At 62.9% G+C, this 19569-nt stretch carries 18 protein-coding genes; 5 read left to right on the top strand and 13 right to left on the bottom strand.

Annotated features, from left to right (window positions below; translation table 11 throughout):
- The 9 genes from purC to G454_RS0107620 all read right to left on the bottom strand — a co-directional run bounded on the left by purC (nucleotide 1) and on the right by G454_RS0107620 (nucleotide 10439).
- Nucleotides 1-705 (bottom strand): phosphoribosylaminoimidazolesuccinocarboxamide synthase, encoded by a 705-nt coding sequence (gene purC / locus G454_RS0107665; protein WP_027718152.1) that lies wholly within the window; start codon nucleotides 703-705, stop codon nucleotides 1-3.
- Between the two features lie 23 nt (nucleotides 706-728).
- Nucleotides 729-2021, bottom strand: coding sequence for an adenylosuccinate lyase (gene purB / locus G454_RS0107660; RefSeq protein WP_027718151.1), 1293 nt, complete (start codon nucleotides 2019-2021; stop codon nucleotides 729-731).
- Complete coding sequence (gene purE / locus G454_RS0107655) at nucleotides 2018-2551, bottom strand: 5-(carboxyamino)imidazole ribonucleotide mutase (RefSeq protein WP_027718150.1); 534 nt, start codon at nucleotides 2549-2551, stop codon at nucleotides 2018-2020. Before purE ends, purB begins: the two co-directional genes overlap by 4 nt.
- 207 nt (nucleotides 2552-2758) lie before the next feature.
- Nucleotides 2759-5977 (bottom strand): carbamoyl-phosphate synthase large subunit, encoded by a 3219-nt coding sequence (gene carB, locus G454_RS0107645; RefSeq protein ID WP_027718149.1) that lies wholly within the window; start codon nucleotides 5975-5977, stop codon nucleotides 2759-2761.
- Nucleotides 5978-5980: 3 nt separating this feature from the next.
- A complete protein-coding gene (gene carA / locus G454_RS0107640; RefSeq protein WP_027718148.1) occupies nucleotides 5981-7066 on the bottom strand; it encodes a glutamine-hydrolyzing carbamoyl-phosphate synthase small subunit in 1086 nt (361 codons plus the stop codon).
- A gap of 32 nt (nucleotides 7067-7098) precedes the next feature.
- Nucleotides 7099-8394, bottom strand: a complete 1296-nt coding sequence (locus tag G454_RS0107635) for a dihydroorotase (RefSeq protein ID WP_027718147.1) — start codon at nucleotides 8392-8394, stop codon at nucleotides 7099-7101.
- Nucleotides 8387-9319, bottom strand: a complete 933-nt coding sequence (locus G454_RS0107630) for an aspartate carbamoyltransferase catalytic subunit (protein WP_027718146.1) — start codon at nucleotides 9317-9319, stop codon at nucleotides 8387-8389. Before G454_RS0107630 ends, G454_RS0107635 begins: the two co-directional genes overlap by 8 nt.
- Nucleotides 9320-9408: 89 nt before the next feature.
- Nucleotides 9409-9966: a bifunctional pyr operon transcriptional regulator/uracil phosphoribosyltransferase PyrR gene (gene pyrR / locus G454_RS0107625; protein ID WP_027718145.1), complete on the bottom strand. Its 558-nt coding sequence runs from the start codon at nucleotides 9964-9966 to the stop codon at nucleotides 9409-9411.
- A gap of 191 nt (nucleotides 9967-10157) precedes the next feature.
- Nucleotides 10158-10439, bottom strand: a complete 282-nt coding sequence (locus G454_RS0107620) for a YqhV family protein (RefSeq protein WP_245574350.1) — start codon at nucleotides 10437-10439, stop codon at nucleotides 10158-10160.
- A 114-nt stretch (nucleotides 10440-10553) separates the two neighbouring features.
- Here G454_RS0107620 and G454_RS18250 point away from each other — a divergent pair, with 114 nt between their 5' ends.
- The 3 genes from G454_RS18250 (at nucleotide 10554) to G454_RS0107605 (ending at nucleotide 13266) form a co-directional block, all read left to right on the top strand.
- Entirely contained in the window at nucleotides 10554-11819 is a 1266-nt protein-coding gene (locus G454_RS18250; RefSeq protein ID WP_035107378.1) for an MFS transporter, read from the top strand.
- Nucleotides 11820-11921: 102 nt separating this feature from the next.
- Nucleotides 11922-12725, top strand: a complete 804-nt coding sequence (comA, locus tag G454_RS0107610; protein WP_027718143.1) for a phosphosulfolactate synthase — start codon at nucleotides 11922-11924, stop codon at nucleotides 12723-12725.
- An 85-nt stretch (nucleotides 12726-12810) separates the two neighbouring features.
- Nucleotides 12811-13266, top strand: coding sequence for a DUF441 domain-containing protein (locus tag G454_RS0107605; protein WP_027718142.1), 456 nt, complete (start codon nucleotides 12811-12813; stop codon nucleotides 13264-13266).
- On the opposite strand, the gene G454_RS18245 is transcribed toward G454_RS0107605, so the two are convergent.
- Together G454_RS18245 and lspA are read right to left on the bottom strand one after the other, a co-directional pair.
- On the bottom strand, nucleotides 13223-14179 hold the full coding sequence (locus tag G454_RS18245; protein WP_051276059.1) for an RluA family pseudouridine synthase: 957 nt from the start codon (nucleotides 14177-14179) through the stop codon (nucleotides 13223-13225). The genes G454_RS0107605 and G454_RS18245 overlap by 44 nt on opposite strands.
- Nucleotides 14166-14618, bottom strand: coding sequence for a signal peptidase II (lspA, locus tag G454_RS0107595; RefSeq protein ID WP_027718141.1), 453 nt, complete (start codon nucleotides 14616-14618; stop codon nucleotides 14166-14168). Before lspA ends, G454_RS18245 begins: the two co-directional genes overlap by 14 nt.
- A gap of 225 nt (nucleotides 14619-14843) precedes the next feature.
- Here lspA and G454_RS0107585 point away from each other — a divergent pair, with 225 nt between their 5' ends.
- Entirely contained in the window at nucleotides 14844-15680 is an 837-nt protein-coding gene (locus tag G454_RS0107585) for an SDH family Clp fold serine proteinase (RefSeq protein ID WP_027718140.1), read from the top strand.
- Between the two features lie 130 nt (nucleotides 15681-15810).
- Here the strand turns inward: G454_RS0107585 and adhE are convergent, their stop codons facing one another.
- Nucleotides 15811-18519 (bottom strand): bifunctional acetaldehyde-CoA/alcohol dehydrogenase, encoded by a 2709-nt coding sequence (gene adhE, locus G454_RS18240; protein ID WP_084413357.1) that lies wholly within the window; start codon nucleotides 18517-18519, stop codon nucleotides 15811-15813.
- Nucleotides 18520-18615: 96 nt separating this feature from the next.
- Between adhE and G454_RS0107575 the strand changes: the two genes are divergently transcribed.
- Nucleotides 18616-18834: a hypothetical protein gene (locus G454_RS0107575; RefSeq protein WP_027718139.1), complete on the top strand. Its 219-nt coding sequence runs from the start codon at nucleotides 18616-18618 to the stop codon at nucleotides 18832-18834.
- Here G454_RS0107575 and G454_RS0107570 read toward each other — a convergent pair.
- Complete coding sequence (locus G454_RS0107570; protein ID WP_027718138.1) at nucleotides 18831-19469, bottom strand: HAD family hydrolase; 639 nt, start codon at nucleotides 19467-19469, stop codon at nucleotides 18831-18833. The two genes, G454_RS0107575 and G454_RS0107570, sit on opposite strands and share 4 nt — an antisense overlap.
- Between the last annotated feature and the right edge of the window lie 100 nt (nucleotides 19470-19569).

The following is a 19569-nucleotide window of genomic DNA, read 5'->3' as shown; positions in this document are numbered from 1 at the left end:
CTAGCCCACCAGCCGGCTCCATACCTCCCGGTAGGCTTCCTCCACGCCGCCCAGGTCGCGGCGGAAACGGTCCTTGTCCAGCTTCTCCTTCGTGCGGGCGTCCCAGAAGCGGCAGGTGTCGGGGGAAATCTCATCTGCCAGGATGACTTCCCCGTGGTGGCGCCCGAACTCCAGCTTGAAGTCCACCAGGATGAGGTTTCTTTGGGCCAGGTAGTCCCGCAGGATCTCGTTGACCGCCAGGGCCAGCCGCTTCATGATGCCCAGCTCCTCGGGCGCGGCCAGCCCCAGCACGGCAATGTGGTCCTCGTTAACCATGGGGTCGCCCAGCGCGTCGCTCTTGTAGTAAAACTCCACCACCGCGCGCGGGAGCTCCGTGCCCTCCTCCATCCCCAGGCGCTTGGCCAGGCTGCCGGCGGCTATGTTGCGCACCACCACTTCCACGGGGATGATCTCCACGGCGCGCACCAGCATTTCCCGCTCCCCCACCAGCTCCACGAAGTGGGTGGGGATGCCCTTCTCTCCCAGCAGGCGGAAGAAGTGGGCGGAAATCTTGTTGTTGAGCTCTCCCTTGCCGGAGATGACTCCCTTCTTCTTGCCGTCAAAGGCGGTGGCCTCGTCCTTGTACTCCACCAGGTAGAACCCGGGGTCTGCGGTGCGGTACACCCGCTTGGCCTTCCCTTCGTAAAGCAATTCTCCCTTTTGCATTTTTTCCCTCCCCGCTGTTTACGCTACAGCCCGAAGCGCCGGTAAATCTCGTCCACGTGCCGCAGGTAAAAGCTTTCGTCGAAGAGGGCCGCCAGCTCCTCACGCGAAAGCCGTGCCGCCACTTCCGCATCGCCTTCCAGCAGCGCCCGGAAATCGGCCTTTTCCTGCCAGGAGCGCATGGCGTTGCGCTGCACCAGCTCGTAGGCCCGCTCGCGGGAGAGCCCCTTTTCCACCAGGGCCAGGAGCACCCGCTGGGAGAAGATGAGCCCCCGGGTGCGCGCAAGGTTCTGCCGCATGTTTTCCGGGTAGACCTGGAGGTTCTTGACGATCCACGTCATCTTGTGCAGCATGTAGTCCAGCAGGGTGGTGCTGTCGGGAATGATCACCCGCTCCACCGAGGAGTGGGAGATGTCCCGCTCGTGCCAGAGGGCCACGTTTTCCATGGCCGCCAGGGCGTTGCCGCGCAGCACCCTGGCCAGGCCGCTGATGCGCTCGGCGGTAATGGGGTTGCGCTTGTGCGGCATGGCCGAAGAACCTTTTTGGCCCCGCCCAAAGGGCTCTTCCACCTCCAGGATGTCCGTGCGCTGCAGGTTTCTTATTTCCGTGGCGAACTTCTCCAGCGAGCAGCCCACCAGGGCCATGGCGCTTAAATACTCGGCGTGGCGGTCCCGCTGCAGCACCTGGGTGGACACGCGGGCCGGGCGGAGCCCCAGGCGGCGGCAGACGTGCTCCTCCACCCGCGGGTCCACGTGGGCATAGGTGCCCACGGCGCCGGAAATCTTGCCCACGGCGATAACCTCGATGGCCCGCCGCACGCGCTCCATGTTGCGCTCCGTCTCGGCCACCCAGAGGAGCATTTTCAGGCCAAAGGTGGTGGGCTCGGCGTGCACCCCGTGGGTGCGGCCGATCATCAGGGTGTAGCGGTGCTCCCGGGCCTTTTCCAGGAGTGTTTCCCGTAGACGCTCTAAGCGCCGCAGGATCTGCTCGCCGGCCTCCTTCATGAGGACGGCCAGGGCGGTGTCCACCACGTCGGAGGAGGTGAGCCCCAGGTGGATGTACCTGGCCGCCTCCCCCACGTACTCCCCCACGCAGGTCAGGAAGGCGATGACGTCGTGGTTGACCACGGCCTCGATTTCTTCGATGCGCCTGACGTCAAAGCGCGCCCGCTCCTTGATCTGCAGGAAGGCCTCCCGGGGGATGAGGTTGAGCTCGGCCATGGCCTCGCAGGCGTATATTTCCACTTCCAGCCACTTGCGGAACTTGTTTTCCGCCGACCAGATGGCCTTCATTTCCGGCAGGGCATAGCGCTCGATCACTTCCCCTTTTCCCCCATTTCCTTTAAGTAGGCGTCAAGGCCCACCTCGGCCAGGCGCCGGGCCTTGCCTAAAACAGCTTCGGCCATCCGAGCCTTGTAGCGGGCCACCCGCTCGCGTACCGCGGGGTCGCCGGCGCCGATGATTTGCGCGGCCAGGAGGGCGGCGTTCTTGGCGCCGTTGATGGCCACCGTGGCCACGGGGACGCCGGGCGGCATCTGGGCCATGGAGTAGAGGGCGTCTATGCCGCCCAGGGCGCCGCTTTTGACGGGCACGCCAATCACCGGCAGGGGGGTATGGGCGGCAATAACCCCCGGGAGGTGGGCGGCCATGCCGGCGGCGGCAATGATTACCGCCAGGCCCCGCTCGGCTGCCGTGCGGGCGTAGTGGGCCGTCTGCTCGGGGGTGCGGTGGGCCGAAGAAATCACCACCTCGCAGCCGATGCCCAGCTCTTCCAGCACCTCCGCCGCTTCCTTCATTACGGGCAGGTCCGAGTCGCTGCCCACCACGATGCCCACCAGAGTTCTAGTCATTCTGGTACCCTCACCTCACCTTTTTTCTTAATGCTCGGCCAGGAAAATGTAGCGGGCCACCACCAAAACGGCCAGGATCCACATCAGCCAGTGCACTTCCCATACCCGCCCGCTGGCCGCTTTCAGCAGCACGTAGAAAGAAGGCGGGTCTTTGGCCGCGGCGGTTTTATAAGCCCGGAAGCACTTCTTACCCCGAAAGCCCCAGCGTTAACTTGCTGCTATTTCCTGAATGGATACAAGATCCATCTCCCCACCTTCCCTCATGGATATAAGCACTTCCAGCATGGCGCGAGCGGTATCCAGGGAGGTCAGGCAGGGAACGCCGTACTCCACCGCCGCGCGGCGAATGCGGAACCCGTCCCGCTCCGGCGCCTTGCCCCTGGTCAGGGTGTTGATGACCAGGTTTATTTTCCCCTCCCGGATGAGGTCCACAATGTGCGGCGACCCCTCCCTCACCTTGTTTACCCGCTCCGCGGCTATGCCGTTTTCCTTAAGGAAGGCTGCCGTCCCGGAAGTGGCCATAATCCTGTACCCGAGCTTCACCAGGGCCCGCAAGAGAGGCAGGGCCTCTTTTTTATCCCTGTCGGCAATGGTGGCCAGCACGGTACCGCTCCTGGGGATGTGGTAGCCGGCGGCCACTAGGGCCTTGTAGAGGGCCGCCGGATAGCTGCTGTCCACACCCATTACCTCTCCCGTGGACTTCATTTCCGGCCCCAGTGAAATGTCCACCCGATGTAGTTTGGCGAAACTGAAGACGGGAGCCTTGACGCCGACGTACCTGCCCTCCGGGTAAAGCCCGCTGCCATAACCCAGGTCCTTCAGCTTCTTGCCTAAAATGACCTTGGTAGCCAGGCTGACCATGGGGATGCCGGTTATCTTGCTCAGGTAGGGCACCGTGCGGCTGGCCCGGGGGTTTACCTCCAAGACGTAGACCTGGTCCTGGTGAAGCACGTACTGGATGTTAATCATGCCCCGCACGTTTAAGGCCAGGGCCAGCCGCGTGGTGTAGTCCACCAGTTGCTCCTTAACCGCCTCGGAAATGCCGTTGGCCGGGTAGACGGCAATGCTGTCCCCGGAATGCACCCCGGCCCGCTCGATGTGCTTCATAATGCCGGGAATGAGCACCGCCTCCCCGTCGGCAATGGCGTCCACTTCCAGCTCCGTGCCCTGCAGGTACTTATCCACCAGCACCGGGTACTCCGGGGTAACCCGCACCGCTTCGGCCATGTAGCTCAGCAACTCCTGGTCGTTATAGACGATTTCCATGGCCCGCCCGCCCAGCACGTAGGAGGGCCGCACCAGCACGGGGAAGCCAATCTCCGCCGCAATAGCCTGTGCTTCTTCCACGGAAAAGGCTGCCCGGCCCGGTGGCTTGGGGATGCCAAGCTGTACTAGCAGCTGGTCAAAGCGCTCCCGGTCCTCGGCGCGGTCAATGTCCTCGACGGCGGTGCCCAGAATAGGCACGCCGGCTTTGGCCAGGGGAACGGCCAGGTTGATGGCCGTCTGGCCGCCAAACTGCACGATAACCCCCTCGGGCCGCTCTTTCTCGATGACGTTTAACACGTCTTCTAAAACCAGCGGCTCAAAGTAAAGCCGGTCGGCGGTATCGAAGTCCGTGCTCACCGTTTCCGGGTTGTTGTTGATGATGATGGCCTGCACCCCTTCTTCCCGCAGCGCCCACACCGAGTGCACGGAGCAGTAGTCAAACTCAATGCCCTGGCCGATGCGGATGGGGCCCGAGCCGATGACCACCACCTTGCGCCCGTTTCTCACCCGCGCCTCGTCTTCACCGCGGTCGTAGCAGGAGTAGTAGTAAGGCGTGACGGCCTCAAACTCCGCCGCGCAGGTATCCACCATCTTAAACACCGGGCGGATGCCGTGCTCCTCCCGCTGCCTCCTTATCTCGCCCTCGCTGGCGCCGGTAAGCTGGGCCAGGTAGGCATCGGCAAAGCCCATTTCCTTGGCGCGCCGCAGGCGCTCCGGCGAAAGCCCGGCCAACCCGGCCTGCCTGACTTCTTTCTCCATCTCCACGATGTTCCGGATCTTCTCCAGGAAAAAGCGGTCGATCTTCGTTAAGGCGTGCACCCTCTCGATAAGCATCCCGCGGCGCAGGGCCTCGGCCACCACGAAAAAGCGCATGTCGTCGGGGCGGGAGAGCCTTTCTTCGATTTCCTTATCCGTGAGCTTTTCCATGCCGGGAACCAGGGGACCGTAAAGGCCGATCTCCAGGGAGCGCACGGCCTTCATGAGCGCTCCCTCCATGGTGCGGTCGATGGCCATAACTTCCCCGGTGGCCTTCATCTGGGTGCCCAGGGTGCGGTCGGCCAGGGTGAACTTGTCAAAGGGCCAACGGGGGAACTTTACCACCACATAGTCAATGGCGGGCTCAAAACAGGCGGTGGTCTTACCCGTAACCGCGTTTTTAATCTCGTCCAGCGTCAGGCCTACGGCCACCTTGCTAGCCACCTTGGCAATGGGGTAGCCGGTGGCCTTGGAGGCCAGGGCCGAAGAACGGGACACCCGCGGGTTGACTTCAATCACGTAGTACCTGAAGCTTTGCGGGTCGAGGGCAAACTGGATGTTGCAGCCACCTTCAATGCCCAGGGCGCGGATGATCTTGAGGGCGGCGCTGCGCAGCATTTGGTACTCCCGGTCGGTAAGGGTCTGCACGGGAGCCACCACAATGCTGTCCCCGGTGTGGATGCCCATGGGGTCGATATTTTCCATGCTACATATGGTAATGCAGTTGTTGGCGCTGTCCCGCATGACTTCGAATTCTATTTCTTTCCAGCCGACGACGCTCTTTTCCACCAGCACCTGGTTAATGATGCTGGCCTTTAAGCCCCTGCTCACGGTGGCCGCCAGCTCCTCCATGTTGTAGACCATGCCCCCGCCGGTGCCCCCTAAGGTGTATGCGGGCCTAACCACCAGGGGAAAACCTATCTTTTGGGCAAAGGCCACCGCTTCCTCCACGCTGTGCACGATCTGGCTTTCCGGCACGGGCTCGCCAATGCGCTGCATAGTTTCTTTAAATTCTTCGCGGTCCTCCGCTCGGCGGATGGCCTCCAGGGGGGTGCCCAGGAGCTGCACGCCCTCCTCTTCCAGCACGCCGGCACCGGCCAGCTCCAGGGCTAAATTCAGCCCCACCTGGCCGCCCAGGGTGGGCAAGAGGCCGTCGGGCTTTTCCTTGCGGATGACCCTGGCCACAAACTCCAGGGTCAGGGGCTCAATGTACACCCGGTCGGCAGTTTGGGCATCGGTCATGATGGTGGCCGGGTTGCTGTTGACCAGCACCACTTCCAGGCCCTCTTCTTTTAAAGCCCGGCAGGCCTGCGTGCCGGAATAATCAAACTCGGCGGCCTGGCCAATGATAATGGGGCCCGAACCGATAACCATTACTTTGCGCAGTCCCTTCTTAATAGGCATAAGTCACTTCCCCCGTCTCATGAGGTCGATAAACTGGTCAAATAGATAGGTGGAATCCAGCGGCCCTGCCGAAGCCTCGGGGTGGTACTGGACGGAGAAGAGGGGCAGGTCCCGGTGGCGGAGCCCCTCCACCGTCCCGTCGTTCAGGTTGCGGTGGGACACCTCCACGGGAAGGCCGGCCAGGGATTCTTCGTCCACGGCAAAGCCGTGGTTCTGGGAGGTAATGTAAACCTTTCCGGTAAGCAGATCCTTCACCGGATGGTTGGCCCCGCGGTGGCCGAACTTTAGCTTGTAGGTCCTGCCGCCGAGGGCCAGGCCTATTACCTGGTGGCCCAGGCAGATGCCGAAGATGGGGCGCCTGCCTAAAAGCTCCCGCACGGTTTTGACGGCATAGGGCACATCGACGGGGTCGCCGGGGCCGTTGGAGAGCAGGACGCCGTCCGGGTCGAGGGCGAGGATGTCTTGCGCCGTGGTGGTGGGGGGAACCACCACCACCTGGCAGCGGCGGGCCTGCAGCTGGCGTATGATGCTTAGCTTGGCCCCGAAGTCCATCAGCACCACGCGGAAGCCGCCGTTCCTCTCGCCCACGGTATATATCTCCTTCGTGGCCACGTCGCGGACCAGCTCCTGCCCCGTGAGGTGGGGGCTGCGGCGGGCCTTTTCCACCAGCGTTGCCGCGTCCAGGCACTCGGTGCTGATCACGCCCCGCATGGTCCCGTAGGTACGCAGGCGGCGGGTGAGCGCCCGGGTGTCCACCCCGGAGAGGCCCACGATGCCCTCCTTGGCCAGGTAATCGGCGAGCCGGTAGCCGGCCCGCCAGTTGCTGGGCTTCTCGCACGCTTCCTTGACCACAAACCCCCGCACGTAAGAGCGCCCGGCCTCAAAGTCCTCCTGGTTTATGCCGTAGTTGCCGATCAAGGGGTAGGTCATGACCACAATCTGGCCGCAGTAGGAGGGATCGGTGAGGATCTCCTGGTAGCCGGTCATGCTGGTGTTAAAGACCACTTCCCCCCATCTTTCTCCCCGCGCCCCAAAAGCCTGACCGTAAAAGACCGTACCGTCTTCCAGGGCAAGTACAGCCTGCCTCAAAAGATAACACCTCGTTTCCGTGCTTTTAGTGCTCAGGCAACTACCGCCAGGCCGCGGCTGAATACAACCCTTCCCCGCACGATGGTGGCCACCGGGAGGCCCCTCAAGCGGCGGCCGGCAAAGGGCGTATTCCTGCCCTTGCTGGCAAAGGCGGACGGGTCCACCACTTCTTCTGCGTGCGGGTCGATAACCGTTATGTCCGCCTCCCCGCCCACCCTTATTACGCCCCCCGGCAGGCCCAGGATGCGCGCCGGGTTGAGGCTCAGCTTGCACACCGCCTCCACCGGGCTTAAAATCCCCGTCCCCACTAGCTCCGTCCACACCAGCCCCACCGCCGTCTCCAGGCCCACCACCCCAAAGGGCGCCAGCTGATATTCCACCTCTTTCTCCTCCGGCGTGTGCGGGGCATGGTCGGTGGCAATGACGTCAATGGTGCCGTCGGCCAGTGCTTCCCTTAAGGCCTGCACGTCCTCTTCCGACCTTAGCGGGGGGTTGACCTTGGTGCTGGTGTCGTAGCCGGCCACCGCCCGGTGGGTGAGGGTTAAATGGTGGGGCGTGGCCTCGGCGGTCACCGGGACCCCCCGGGACTTGGCCTCACGGATGAGGCGCACGGAGCCGGCGGTGCTCACGTGGGCAATGTGCACGCGGCAGCCCGTGTGCTCGGCCAGGATGATCTCGCGCGCCACCATGACCTCCTCGGCGGCGGCGGGGATGCCGGGGAGGCCCAGGATGGTGGACATGTAGCCCTCGTGCATGACTCCCCCGGCGGAGAGGGAGGTGTCCTCGCAGTGGGAGATGATCGGCAGGCCCACCATGCGGGCGTAAAGCATGGCCCGGCGCATTACCGATGCGCTACTCACCGGGCGACCGTCATCGGAGAGGGCCACCGCCCCCGCCTCCTTTAGGGCGGCCATCTCGGTCAGCTCTTCCCCCCGGCTGCCCCTGGTAATGGCCCCCACCGGGTAAACGCGCACCAGGCCCAACTGCTCCGCCCGGGCCTTAATGTAAGCAATAACCGCCTTGTTATCGGCCACCGGATCGGTGTTGGGCATGCACACCACAGCCGTAAAGCCTCCCCTGGCCGCCGCCCGGCTGCCGGTCTCTATGGTTTCCTTGGCCTCGTAGCCCGGCTCGCGCAGGTGCACGTGCATGTCGATAAAGCCGGGGCAGACAAGCTTCCCCCTCACGTCCATCACGGCCGCCCCCGCGGGTTCCAGGTCCGGACCGAGGGCGGCTATGCGCCCGCCGTCTATTAAAACATCCGCCGTCCATATTTTTTTCTCCACTGGGTCGACCACCCGGCCTCCCTTTAAGAGCAGCCTATCCATCCACCGCACCTCCCCCGGCCAGCAGGTACAGAAGGGCCATGCGCACGGCCACGCCGTTGGTCACCTGCTCGGTAATCACCGCCCTGGGCCCGTCGGCCACCGCGGCGGAGATCTCCACGCCGCGGTTCATGGGACCGGGATGCATCACCAGGGCATCGGGGCGGGCCAGGGCCAGCCTCTCCCTGGTCAGCCCAAACAGGCCGGTGTATTCCCGCAGGCTCGGAAACAGGCCCTCCTGCTGCCGCTCTTTCTGGATGCGCAGCGCCATGACCACGTCGGCGCCCTCGAGGGCTTCTTCCACGGTGGCGCACACCCGTGCGCCCGTCACCTCAATTCCCGGGGGCATCATGGTGGCGGGGCCGCAGAGGCGCACCCGGGCGCCCATTTTGGTAAACCCCCAGATGTTGGAGCGGGCCACCCGGCTGTGGAGGATGTCGCCAATGATGGCCACCGTAAGGCCGGCCAGGGTTCCCTTTTTTTCCCGCACCGTAAACAGGTCCAGGAGGGCCTGGGTGGGGTGCTCGTGGAACCCGTCGCCGGCATTGATTACCGCGCAGCGCACGGTGCGGGCTACCAGGTGCGGCGCACCCGCCAGGGGGTGGCGCAGCACCACCACGTCCGCCCCCATGGCGGCAAGGGTCAGGGCGGTATCCTTTAAGCTCTCCCCTTTAACCACGCTGCTGGCGGAGGCAGTAATGCTCACGCTTTCGGCGCTTAAATACTTGGCCGCCAGCTCGAAGGAGACGCGCGTGCGGGTGCTGGGCTCGTAAAAGACGTTGGCCACCACCCGGCCCCGCAGGGCGGGCACCTTTTTAATGGGCCGGCTCAGGATCTCCTTCATGGAGGCCGCGGTATCCAAGACGAGGGCAATTTCCTCCGCGGAGAGATCCTGCAGGCCGAGGAGATCTTTGCGCTTCCACTTCATCCTCTTACCCCCAAAAAATAAGCCTCGCATTTTTCGCGAGGCCAGCAAAAAGCCTGCCGCGGGCCCTCTTTGCCGGCCTCACCGGACCGCTACTTAAAAGATGGCCCCTCGTCCTTTTCCAAAATGATCACCCTGTCTTCGCCGTCAATTTCCACCAGCCGTACAGCCACCACTTCCCGGCGGGAGGTGGGCACGTTCTTGCCCACGTAATCCGCCCTTATGGGCAGCTCCCGGTGGCCCCGGTCCACCAGCACGGCCAGCTGGATGAGGCGCGGCCTCCCCAGGTCCATGATGGCGTCCATGGCCGCCCGCGTGGTGCGCCCGGTGTAGATCACGTCGTCCACCAGGACGATCTTCCTGTCGGTAACCGGAAAGGGGACCTCTGTGCGCTGCACCAGCGGCTGGTGCCCCAGGGTACTGAGGTCGTCCCGGTACAGGGTTATGTCCAGGACCCCTACCGGCACCTCCCTCCCCTCGATTTCCCTGATCTTTGCCGCCAGCCTTTCGGCCAGGGGCACCCCCCGCCGCCGGATACCCACCAGGGCCAGGCCCTCCGTGCCCTTGTTGCGCTCGATGATCTCGTGGGCAATGCGGGTCAGCGCCCGGCGTATACCCTCCTGGTCCATAATCTGGGCCTTATACTTCAACGGCCTTTTCCCCCTTTTCACTAAAAATGCCTGCTCGCCAACCGGCAAGCAGGCATAGTCAACCGCTCCAGAGGTAAGGCAGCCTCTGCCAGGCCGCCCCGCTATGTCCCTTGCCGGCCTCACGGGACCGAGCTTAAAGGGTTTTTGCTGTCCTTTACAGCATACAAAAGGCGCCGCCAAAAGTCAATAACTCAGAGGCGGCTGATACCAATAAAAATTAAAATCACGCCCAGCAAAATAATGGCCATGCTGGAAGGGGAAACCTTCTGGGCCAGCCCCACCAGGCCGAGGCTGGTGGTGGTCAGCAGGACCGTCGGCCCCACCAGGGCCAAAAGGCTGTTGATTTTAAAGGCCGTCTCCACGCGGTTAAAGTAAAGCATCAGCATGGCCGCGCTGAACTCGATGGAAGAGGAAAGGAAGCGCAAGAGGGCCATGCCCAGGACCACGCGGTCGAAGAGGAACAACACCCGCACCCCTCCCGCTCCTGCCGTTATCGCTTAATATGCTTTAATATGCCGCCCGCGCACCGGACATGCATAAGGAGGTAGCCGGGGCCGGGAAAATAACATGGGAGGAAGTGAGCGAAGATGGAGCAAAAGCCGCGCACCCCGGTGCTGGCAACCTTAAGCGGGGTGCCCTTTATTATGGTTTTAGGCAACTCCATGCTCATACCCGTGCTGCCGGACATCAAGGAAGCGCTGGGCTTAAGCCAGTTCAAGGTCAGCCTCCTCATCACCCTTTTTTCCATCCCCGCGGGTATAACCATCCCCTTTGCGGGGTTCCTCTCCGACCGCCTCGGGCGCAAAAAAATAATTGCCCCGGCCCTGGTGCTCTACGGGCTGGGGGGCATTGCCGCCGGCCTGGCCGCCGTACTGTTTAAAGAGCTGGCCTACCCCGTGATCCTCAGTGGGCGCATCCTGCAGGGCATCGGGGCCGCCGGAACGGCACCCATTGCCATGGCCCTGGCGGGGGACCTCTTTACCGGCAGGGAGCGCAGCACGGCCCTGGGCATTCTCGAGTCCGCCAACGGCCTGGGCAAGGTCGTCAGCCCCGTGCTGGGATCTCTGCTGGGGCTAATCACCTGGTATGCCGCCTTCTTTTTCTTTCCCCTGGCGGTCATCCCTGTGGTCTTGTGCCTGTGGCTGCTCATTAAGGAGCCCCGGGCCAACCGCCAGGCGCAGAGCATCGGCGCATACTTTCACTCTCTGGCGCGCGTTTTTGAGAAAAAGTCGGCCATGCTGCTCACGTCCTTTGCCTGCGGTTCGGCAGCCCTGCTCATCCTCTTCGGGGTGCTCTTCTTCCTTTCCGAGCACCTGGAAACGGCCTTCAACCTAGACGGCGTTCGCAAGGGCGCCGCCCTGGCCGTCCCCGTCCTCTTCATGTGCACCTCTTCCTATATCACGGGACGCCTCCTGAAAAGGCGCACCTTCCTCATGAAGTGGCTGGTGGTGGCGGGCACAGCGATAATCGGGGGCTCCCTCGCCTTAGCGGCCCTCTTGCCGACCACCTTCCTGTTCTTTGCCGCCATCTCCCTGGCGGGCATCGGCACGGGCATCACGCTGCCCTGCCTGAACACCATCATCACCAGCGCGGTGGCGCTGGAAAGGCGGGGCCTGGTGACTTCCCTCTACGGCAGCGTGCGCTTCCTGGGCGTGGCCGCCGGCCCGCCCCTCTTCGGGCTGCTCATGGGCCGCGGCGTGCCCTTCATGTTCTGGAGCGCGGCCCTCCTGGCCGGCGCCGCCGCCCTCCTGGCCGCCTTCCTCATCCGCGTGGAGGACATGCAGCAGCCATCCCCCTCTCCCCGCCCCGTCTACGCCTTCCCCCGCAAGCCCTGGAACCCTTCCGAAGAGTAGGGATTTTTTACCGCCGGCTTCCGGGTAACCTTTTTACGCCGGGGCTAATAAAACTATGATCGACGGATGACGAAGGGGAAAGAGGCGAGGGGAGCTGTAAGCATGAACGAAAACGGTGGTACCCGCTCGTGGCACGCCTTTCTCAAATTCCCGCTTGGCTACCGCCTGACCAAGCCCCGGCAGCAGGGCCTGACCATGGTCATCGACAAAGGGATGGGCCTCATGGAAACCAAGGATATCCTCCACGTCTGCGCCCCCTACATCGACTTCTTCAAGCTCGGCTTCGGCACGCCAGCACTGTATGCTCCGGAGGTGTTAGAGGAAAAAATCCAGCTCGTCAAGTCCTTCGGGGTGGACATTTACCCGGGGGGCACCTTCCTGGAGGTGGCCATCCTCCAGGAAAGAATCGAGGAGTACCTTTACCTGGCCAGAGCCTTGGGCTTTACGGCCATCGAGGTGTCGGACGGCACCATAACCTTAAGCGGCGAAGTAAGGGAAAGGATCATTCACCGGGCGGCAGAAATGGGGTTTGTGGTGCTGACGGAGGTGGGGAAAAAGGACGGGCGCTGCCCGGTTTCCCGCCTGGCCGAACAGGTCATCCGGGACTTAAAGTGCGGGGCCTTCCGGGTGATTCTGGAAGGCCGGGAATCGGGGAACAACGCGGGGGTGTACAACGAGCAGGGGGAATTGCTCTCCGCCGAACTGGAAGAACTGCTGGCGGCCATAGGCGATCCCCGGCTGATCATCTGGGAAGCGCCCCGCAAGGAGCAGCAACAGGAGTTCATCCTGCGCTTTGGTCCGAACGTCAACCTGGGGAACATCCCTCCCCAGGAAGTGCTGGCCCTGGAAGCCCTGCGGGTAGGCTTGCGGGCCGATACCCTTAAAGCGGTCATAGCAAACGCTTAGCTGCCTCCCACGGCAGCCCTTTTTTTAGTAATACCGGCCACCCTGCCGCATATCTTACTTAACAAAAAGCGGCGGGAGGAAGACTATGCCCGGAGTCACCCTGCTGGCGGCCTTGCTGCTCATAGGCATTGCCGCCCGTTCAAACCTCATCGCCACGGCTGCCTGCGTTCTCCTGCTCCTCAAGCTGGCCGGACTTCACTTTGTGTTCCCCCTCTTGGAAAGGCGGGGCCTGGAAATCGGCCTCCTCTTTCTCCTCCTTTCCATCCTGGTGCCCATCGCCTCCGGCAGGATCACGGAAAGGGAGATGCTCTACACCCTGACCTCCCTGCCGGGCATGCTGGCCCTCTTCGGCGGGGCGCTGGCCACCCACCTAAACGGGGAAGGACTAAAGCTCCTGCAGCTGCAGCCGGAAATCATCTTCGGCCTGGTTATCGGCTCCATATTCGGCATCGTCTTTTTAGACGGCGTGCCGGTGGGCCCCCTGATGGCCGCGGGAATTACGGCCCTGTTCCTGGAAGTGGCTGCTTATCTCTCGCGGTAGCCGCGCGCAGCCTGGCGAGAATCTCCGCCAGCTCATCCGGCAGGGGCGCCGCAAACTCGAGGTAGCACCCCTTGCGGGGGTGGGTAAAGCCCAGCACCGCTGCGTGCAGGAACTGCCCCTGCAGGCCGAAATGCGGCCTTGCCGGCCCGTACTTGAGGTCCCCCACCAGCGGGTGCCCGATGTAGGCCATGTGCACCCGGATCTGGTGGGTGCGGCCCGTCTCCAGGGTCAGCTCCAGGAGGGTGTACTGTCCGAACCGCTCCACCACCCGGTAATGGGTAACCGCCCGGCGACCGTTTTGCCTCACCACGGCCATGCGCTGGCGGTCCCTGGGGTGGCGTCCAATGGGCGCGTCAACGGTACCGGCATCCTCTTTAAAATTGCCGTGGGCCAGGGCAAGGTAGCGCCTGGTCACCAGCCGCTCTTTTAGCTGTCTGGCCAGCTCCTGGTGGGCAAAGTCGTTTTTGGCCACCATGAGCAGGCCGGACGTTTCCTTATCCAGCCGGTGCACTATACCCGGCCTGTATACCCCGCCGACACCGGAGAGGTCCCGGCAGTGGTAGAGGAGGGCGTTCACCAGCGTGCCGCTGTAGTTCCCCTCCGCCGGGTGCACGACCATACCGCGGGGTTTATTTATGACCACCACATCTTCGTCCTCGTAGTATATGTCCAGGGGTATGTTTTCCGGGCGCACCTCCAGGTTTTCCGGCGGGGGAACGCGCAAAACAACCTCGTCCCCCGCCTTCACGCGGTAGCCGGCGCGGAGCGCAGCGCCGTTTACGGTCACCCGGCCTTCTTTAATTAGCTTTTGGATGTAGGAGCGCGTGAAGTCCGGGTTCTCCCTGGCCAGGAAGACGTCCAGGCGCAGGCCGGCATCCTGGCCTTCCACCAGGTGGTAGCTAATCCTTTCCACTTCTCCCCGCCTCCTCACGCCAGAGGGCCAGGAGAAGGAAAAAGGTCCCCACCACAATGGCCGTGTCGGCAAGGTTAAAAACGGGCCAGATGCGGAAATCCAGGAAGTCCACCACCAGCCCGTAGCGCAGGCGGTCAACGAGGTTGCCCAGGGCGCCGCCCATCACCAGACCCAGGGAAAGGCGGGTCAAAAAGCGGTCCTCTGTGAGCCGCCGGGAAGCCCAGATCACGCCCAGCACCACCAGGAGGGCCACGCCAATGAAAAAGCCGGTCTGGTAGGCCAGGATGCCAAAAGCCGCGCCCGGGTTGCGCACGTAGGTGAGGTGGAAAACCCGGGGAAGGAGGGGAATGGTCTGCCCCTCCTGCATGTAAAGCTGCACGAGCCACTTGGAAAGCTGGTCTGCGGCCAGGGTAACCAGCGCGGTTAACCAGAAGCCCAAGGCCTAACCTCCCCAATAGCCCCTTTAACGCTCTTTAATTTTACGCCCTGCAGGGCCTCCAAGGCAAGGCCTCCCGCCCCGGGCACCCTTACTTTTTCTGCACCCAAGCGCGGCCCGGCCCCTTCCCGCCGTGCCCCGAGCATCCTACCCCGCGGCTTGTTCCTAAAACTGTGGCACAGTTTAAACGATACATACTCTAGTAAAAAATAATGCGGAGGTGAAACCATGGCCTTTTCTTTTGGTGATATTGCCTGGATAATCTTCATCCTGCTGGCCCTCCTGCCGGCTTACCGGCAGTACCACCTGGAAATGGTGCGCATGAGGTTGATCCGCAGCCTGGAGAAAAAGAGAAAAAGCCGCGTCATCACCCTCATTCACCGCCAGGAGTCCCTGAGCCTGCTGGGCATCCCCATCTCGCGCTACATCAACGTGGAGGACTCCGAGGCCATTTTGCGGGCCATCCGCCTGACCCCCGACAACATGCCCATCGACCTGGTCCTGCACACGCCGGGGGGGCTGGTGCTGGCAGCGGAGCAAATTGCCCGGGCCCTGCAAAAGCACAAGGCCAAGGTGACCGTCTTTGTCCCCCACTACGCCATGAGCGGGGGCACCATGATTGCCCTGGCAGCCGACGAAATTGTCATGGACGAAAACGCCGTCCTGGGGCCCGTGGATCCCCAGTTGGGCGAGCTGCCGGCGGCATCCATCCTGGAGGCCGTGCAGGTAAAGGGCAGGGAAAAGGTGGACGACCGCACCCTCATGCTGGCGGATATTGCCGTTAAGGCCATCAATCAGGTGGAGGACTTTGTCTACCACCTGCTGGTGGAAAAAATGCCCCCGGAGAGGGCGAGGCAGATCAGCCGGCTGCTCACCAGCGGCCAGTGGACGCACGACTACCCCCTCACCTGCGAGCAGCTCAAAGAACTGGGCCTGCCCGTCTGCACCGAGCTTCCCCAGGAGATATACGCCCTCATGGACCTCTACCCCCAGCCGGCCCAGCGCCGCCCCTCGGTGCAGTACATACCCCTGCCCTACGGGCGGGAACCCGCACCCAAAAAGTAACCGGCACCCTTTTTCGTGTGCCGGCCTTTTCGTTTTTTGCGCCCATCGTCCCCTTTAATTGCGCTGTGCACAGTCTCCGTTTGTCGCCCTCTCCGTCCGCAGCAGGAGCGGCAATTCCCCCTTTAATTTTTCAGTGCGCGTTTCCCGGAGGAACCTGCCGCCCTTCCTCTCCCACCCAGGGGTGCGTGCGGTAAAGGGGCAGGGAAAGATCGTGGCCCTGCAGCAGGGAAAAGTCCAGCAACCTTTCGCTGACCTCCAGGGAGAGGGGCAGCCCGTAGGCCAGGCGGTAAATGTCCGCCAGCTCGCTCACCAGGGGAAAGCGGGGGTTGGTGGTTGCCGTCTGGTCGGCAAAGGCCCTTTCGGCCATTTCCTGAATCTTGCCCTTAAAGGCGGCAGGTTCAATGCCCAGGTCGGCTATGGTGAGGGGCATGTCCAGGTCCTTTAACAGCTTGAAAACGGCCCCGATGAGGCTCCTCACCCCCTCCTCCACCGTGCCGGCGGGCAGGCCCAGGAGTTGGGCCAGCTGCCGGTACTTCTCCGGGGCCTGGAAATACTCGTACTGGGGAAAAGAAACGAACATGCCCGGCGTGCTGGCATTGTAAGCTATGACATAGGGCAGCAGGACGGCATTGGCCCTGCCGTGGGGGATGTTAAACACCGCCCCCAGCTGGTGGGCCAGGGCGTGGTTGACGCCCAGGAAGGCATTGGTAAAAGCCATGCCGGCCATGCAGGAGGCGTAGTGCATTTTTTCCCTGGCCACGCCGTCGTGAACCCCGCGGTAGGAAGCGGGCAGGTAGCGGAAGACCATCTTAACGGCCTTGGCGGCCAGGGCATCGGTGAAATCCGAGGCCATCACCGAAACATAGGCCTCCAGGGCGTGGGTGAGCACGTCAAACCCCGTATCGGCCACCACCCTGGGCGGCATGGTGGCGGCCAGCTCGGGGTCGACGATGGCCACGTCGGGGGTCAGCTCGTAGGCGGCCAGGGGGTATTTTATCTGCCTTTCGCGGTCGGTAATGACGGCAAAGGCCGTTACCTCCGCTCCCGTGCCGCTGGTGGTGGGTATGGCCACCAGGCGGGCCTTGCGCCCGAGGGGGGGAATCTTATAAATGCGCTTGCGGATGTCCATGAACTTGAGCTTCAGGTAGTCGAATCTCACCTCGGGGTGTTCATAGAAAAGCCACATGGCCTTGGCGGCATCGATGACCGAGCCTCCCCCGAGGGCAATGATGGTATCGGGCCGGAAGCGTTCCATCAGCTTGCAGCCCCGCAACACCGTCTCCAGCGAGGGGTCGGGCTCCACCTCGTAAAAGACCTCCGTGGCCACCCGGTTGCGGCGTTGGCCCAGGTGGTAGTGGACCTTGTCCACGAAACCCAGGCGCATGATTTCCGGGTCGGTGACAATGAAGGCCCTCCCCACATCGGGCAGCTTGCGGAGGTACTGCAGGGAGCCGGGCTCAAAGTAAATGCGCGGGGGAACGCGGAACCACTGCAGCTTGGCCCGTCGCTTGGCCACGCGCTTGATGTTGATCAGGTTCTCCACGCTCACGTTGGAGGTGGTGGAGTTGCTGCCCATCGACCCGCAGCCCAGGGTAAAGGAAGGCACGTTGACGTTGTATATGTCGCCGATGGCCCCGTGGGTGGCAGGCGAGTTGACGATAATGCGCCCCGTGCGTATGCGGCGGGCGAATTCCTCAATGACCCGCCGGTCTGCGGAGTGAATGACCGCCGTATGGCCCAGGCCCCCGTACTCCACCACCTTCTCGCAAACCCTAATGCCCTCCTCAAAACCGTCCACCACGTAGAGGGAAAGGATGGGGCTCAGCTTTTCCATGGACAGGGGGTAGTCCGGGCCCACCCCTTTCAAAGGAACCACCAGCACCTTGGTCCCCGGGGGAACGGAAAAGCCGGCCATCTCCGCAATGCGCTCCGCCGGCTGCCCGGCCACCCGGGGGTTTAAGGTGCAGCTATCCTTTTCCACGGCCACCTCTTCCAGGAGGCGGGCCTCCTCCTCGCTCAGGAAGTAGCAGCCGTTTTCCTTCATTAAGGCCATTACCTCCGCGGCCACCTCGCGGTCGATGATCACGCTCTGCTCCGAGGCGCAGATGAGCCCGTTGTCAAAGGTCTTGCTCAAAATGAGGTCGGTCACCGCCCGCCGCAGATTGGCGGTCTTTTCGATATAGCAGGGCACGTTGCCGGGCCCCACGCCGAGCGCCGGCTTGCCGGTGCTGTAGGCCGCCCTGACCAGCCCGGCACCGCCCGTAGCCACAATTAAGGCCACGCCCTTGTGCCGCATGAGGTACCCGGTAGTCTCGTAATTGGGGTTCTCCAGCCAGGAAATGCAATGCTGCGGCGCACCGGCGGCCACCGCCGCTTCCAGCATGATTTGCGCCGCCGCCGCGCTGCACCGCTGGGCGGAAGGGTGAAAGCTGAAAATCACCGGGTTCCTCGTCTTGGCACAGATAAGGGACTTAAACATGGTGGTGGAAGTGGGGTTGGTTACCGGCACCACCGCCGCCACCACGCCCACCGGCTCGGCAATCTCCACATAGCCCTCTTCCTCGTTTTCCTTGATGACGCCCACCGTCCGGGCATACTTTATGCTGTGGTACACCGCTTCGGTAGCAAAGATGTTCTTCATGGCCTTGTCCTCGTAAACCCCGCGCCCCGTCTCCTCCACGGCCAGGCGCGCCAGCTCCATGTGCTTTTCCAGGCCGGCCAGCGCCATGTGCAGGACTATGCGGTCCACCGCCTCCTGGTCGAGCCGGGCGAACTCCCTGGCCGCCTGGTTGGCCTTTTCTACCAGCTCGTCTATTTTCCGGAATTCATGCTCTGCCACCTGCCGACACCTCCCTCCCCATATCTTTTCCCCTGCCAAGGGGAATATGCCCTCCCGTGCGGGCCACAAAATAAGAGTACGGGGAGGTCGGGAGGTATGGGCAGGGCCTGCCCCCTGTGCAACGGGCTTACGAAAAGGCGCGAGGTGTGCGCCTGCGGGGCCATGATGGAGGATGCCGGGCCGGTAGCCGACTATTACGGTTCCTACAGCCCTTACTTTAACCTTTCCTTTGAGGAGCCCGTGTGCCGCCACCTCTTTCGCTGCCCCGCCTGCGGACGCGAGGAGTGCGTGACCGTCCCCCTGCAGAACCTCTAAAAGCCTGCCAGAAACTGCTCCAGCTCGTCCCACGAGTCAATCAGGCCGTCCGGCTGCCACCTGGCCAGCTCCGCGGCCGAAGAAAGGCCCCAGGTGACCCCCAGAGTCTTCACCCCCGCGGCTTTCCCAGCCTGCACGTCGTAGGGGCTATCCCCCACGTACACCGCCTCCGCCGCTCCCACGGCCAGGGCCTCCAGGGCTTTCAGCACCGGGTCGGGCAAGGGCTTGTGCCTCTCCACATCGTGGGCGGTAACGACCACATCCATGTACTCCCCCAGGTTCATCTGCCTGACGGTGTGCCAGGCGCTGGTCCTTCCCTTGGAAGTCACAATGCCCAGTGCAAGGCCCTTCTCTTTCAGCCTGCGCAGCATCTCCGCGGTGCCGGGGAAAAGCCTCACGCGGCGGTCGTATTCCCGGTAGTAATGGTGATGGTAGCGGTCGATAAACTCCTTCTCCCTCCCGCCGGCAAAGTGGCGGGCAATATCTACAATGGGACGTCCGATCCACTGTATTACGTCACCTCTCCCCCAGGACAGGCCTAAATCCTCAAAAACCCGCAAGTAAACCTCCTTGAGGAGGGGCAGGGAGTCCACCAGGGTGCCGTCGAGATCAAATAAAACCGCTTTTGCGGGCATAAAACTTCTCCAACCCCCCTTCCCGGACAAATAAAAAGAGCAGCAGGGTATGAGGGACCTTCTGGCGAATTAACCTCCTAGCAAAGGAGGTTAACGCGCC

This window comes from Desulfovirgula thermocuniculi DSM 16036 (assembly GCF_000429345.1).
Taxonomy (GTDB): domain Bacteria; phylum Bacillota; class Desulfotomaculia; order Desulfotomaculales; family Desulfovirgulaceae; genus Desulfovirgula; species Desulfovirgula thermocuniculi.
This window is presented reverse-complemented; position numbering and strand designations above follow the sequence as displayed.

Excerpts from the sequence above, each read along its gene's own strand:
- G454_RS0107605 (WP_027718142.1), top strand. The coding sequence starts at position 12,811 with ATGCCCGGAGTCACCCTGCTGGCGGCCTTGCTGCTCATAGGCATTGCC.
- G454_RS0107635 (WP_027718147.1), bottom strand. The coding sequence starts at position 8,394 with ATGGATAGGCTGCTCTTAAAGGGAGGCCGGGTGGTCGACCCAGTGGAG.
- G454_RS0107575 (WP_027718139.1), top strand. The coding sequence starts at position 18,616 with ATGGGCAGGGCCTGCCCCCTGTGCAACGGGCTTACGAAAAGGCGCGAG.
- G454_RS0107630 (WP_027718146.1), bottom strand. The coding sequence starts at position 9,319 with ATGAAGTGGAAGCGCAAAGATCTCCTCGGCCTGCAGGATCTCTCCGCG.
- purC (WP_027718152.1), bottom strand. The coding sequence starts at position 705 with ATGCAAAAGGGAGAATTGCTTTACGAAGGGAAGGCCAAGCGGGTGTAC.
- G454_RS0107570 (WP_027718138.1), bottom strand. The coding sequence starts at position 19,469 with ATGCCCGCAAAAGCGGTTTTATTTGATCTCGACGGCACCCTGGTGGAC.
- G454_RS0107585 (WP_027718140.1), top strand. The coding sequence starts at position 14,844 with ATGGCCTTTTCTTTTGGTGATATTGCCTGGATAATCTTCATCCTGCTG.
- G454_RS18250 (WP_035107378.1), top strand. The coding sequence starts at position 10,554 with ATGGAGCAAAAGCCGCGCACCCCGGTGCTGGCAACCTTAAGCGGGGTG.
- carB (WP_027718149.1), bottom strand. The coding sequence starts at position 5,977 with ATGCCTATTAAGAAGGGACTGCGCAAAGTAATGGTTATCGGTTCGGGC.
- comA (WP_027718143.1), top strand. The coding sequence starts at position 11,922 with ATGAACGAAAACGGTGGTACCCGCTCGTGGCACGCCTTTCTCAAATTC.
- purE (WP_027718150.1), bottom strand. The coding sequence starts at position 2,551 with ATGACTAGAACTCTGGTGGGCATCGTGGTGGGCAGCGACTCGGACCTG.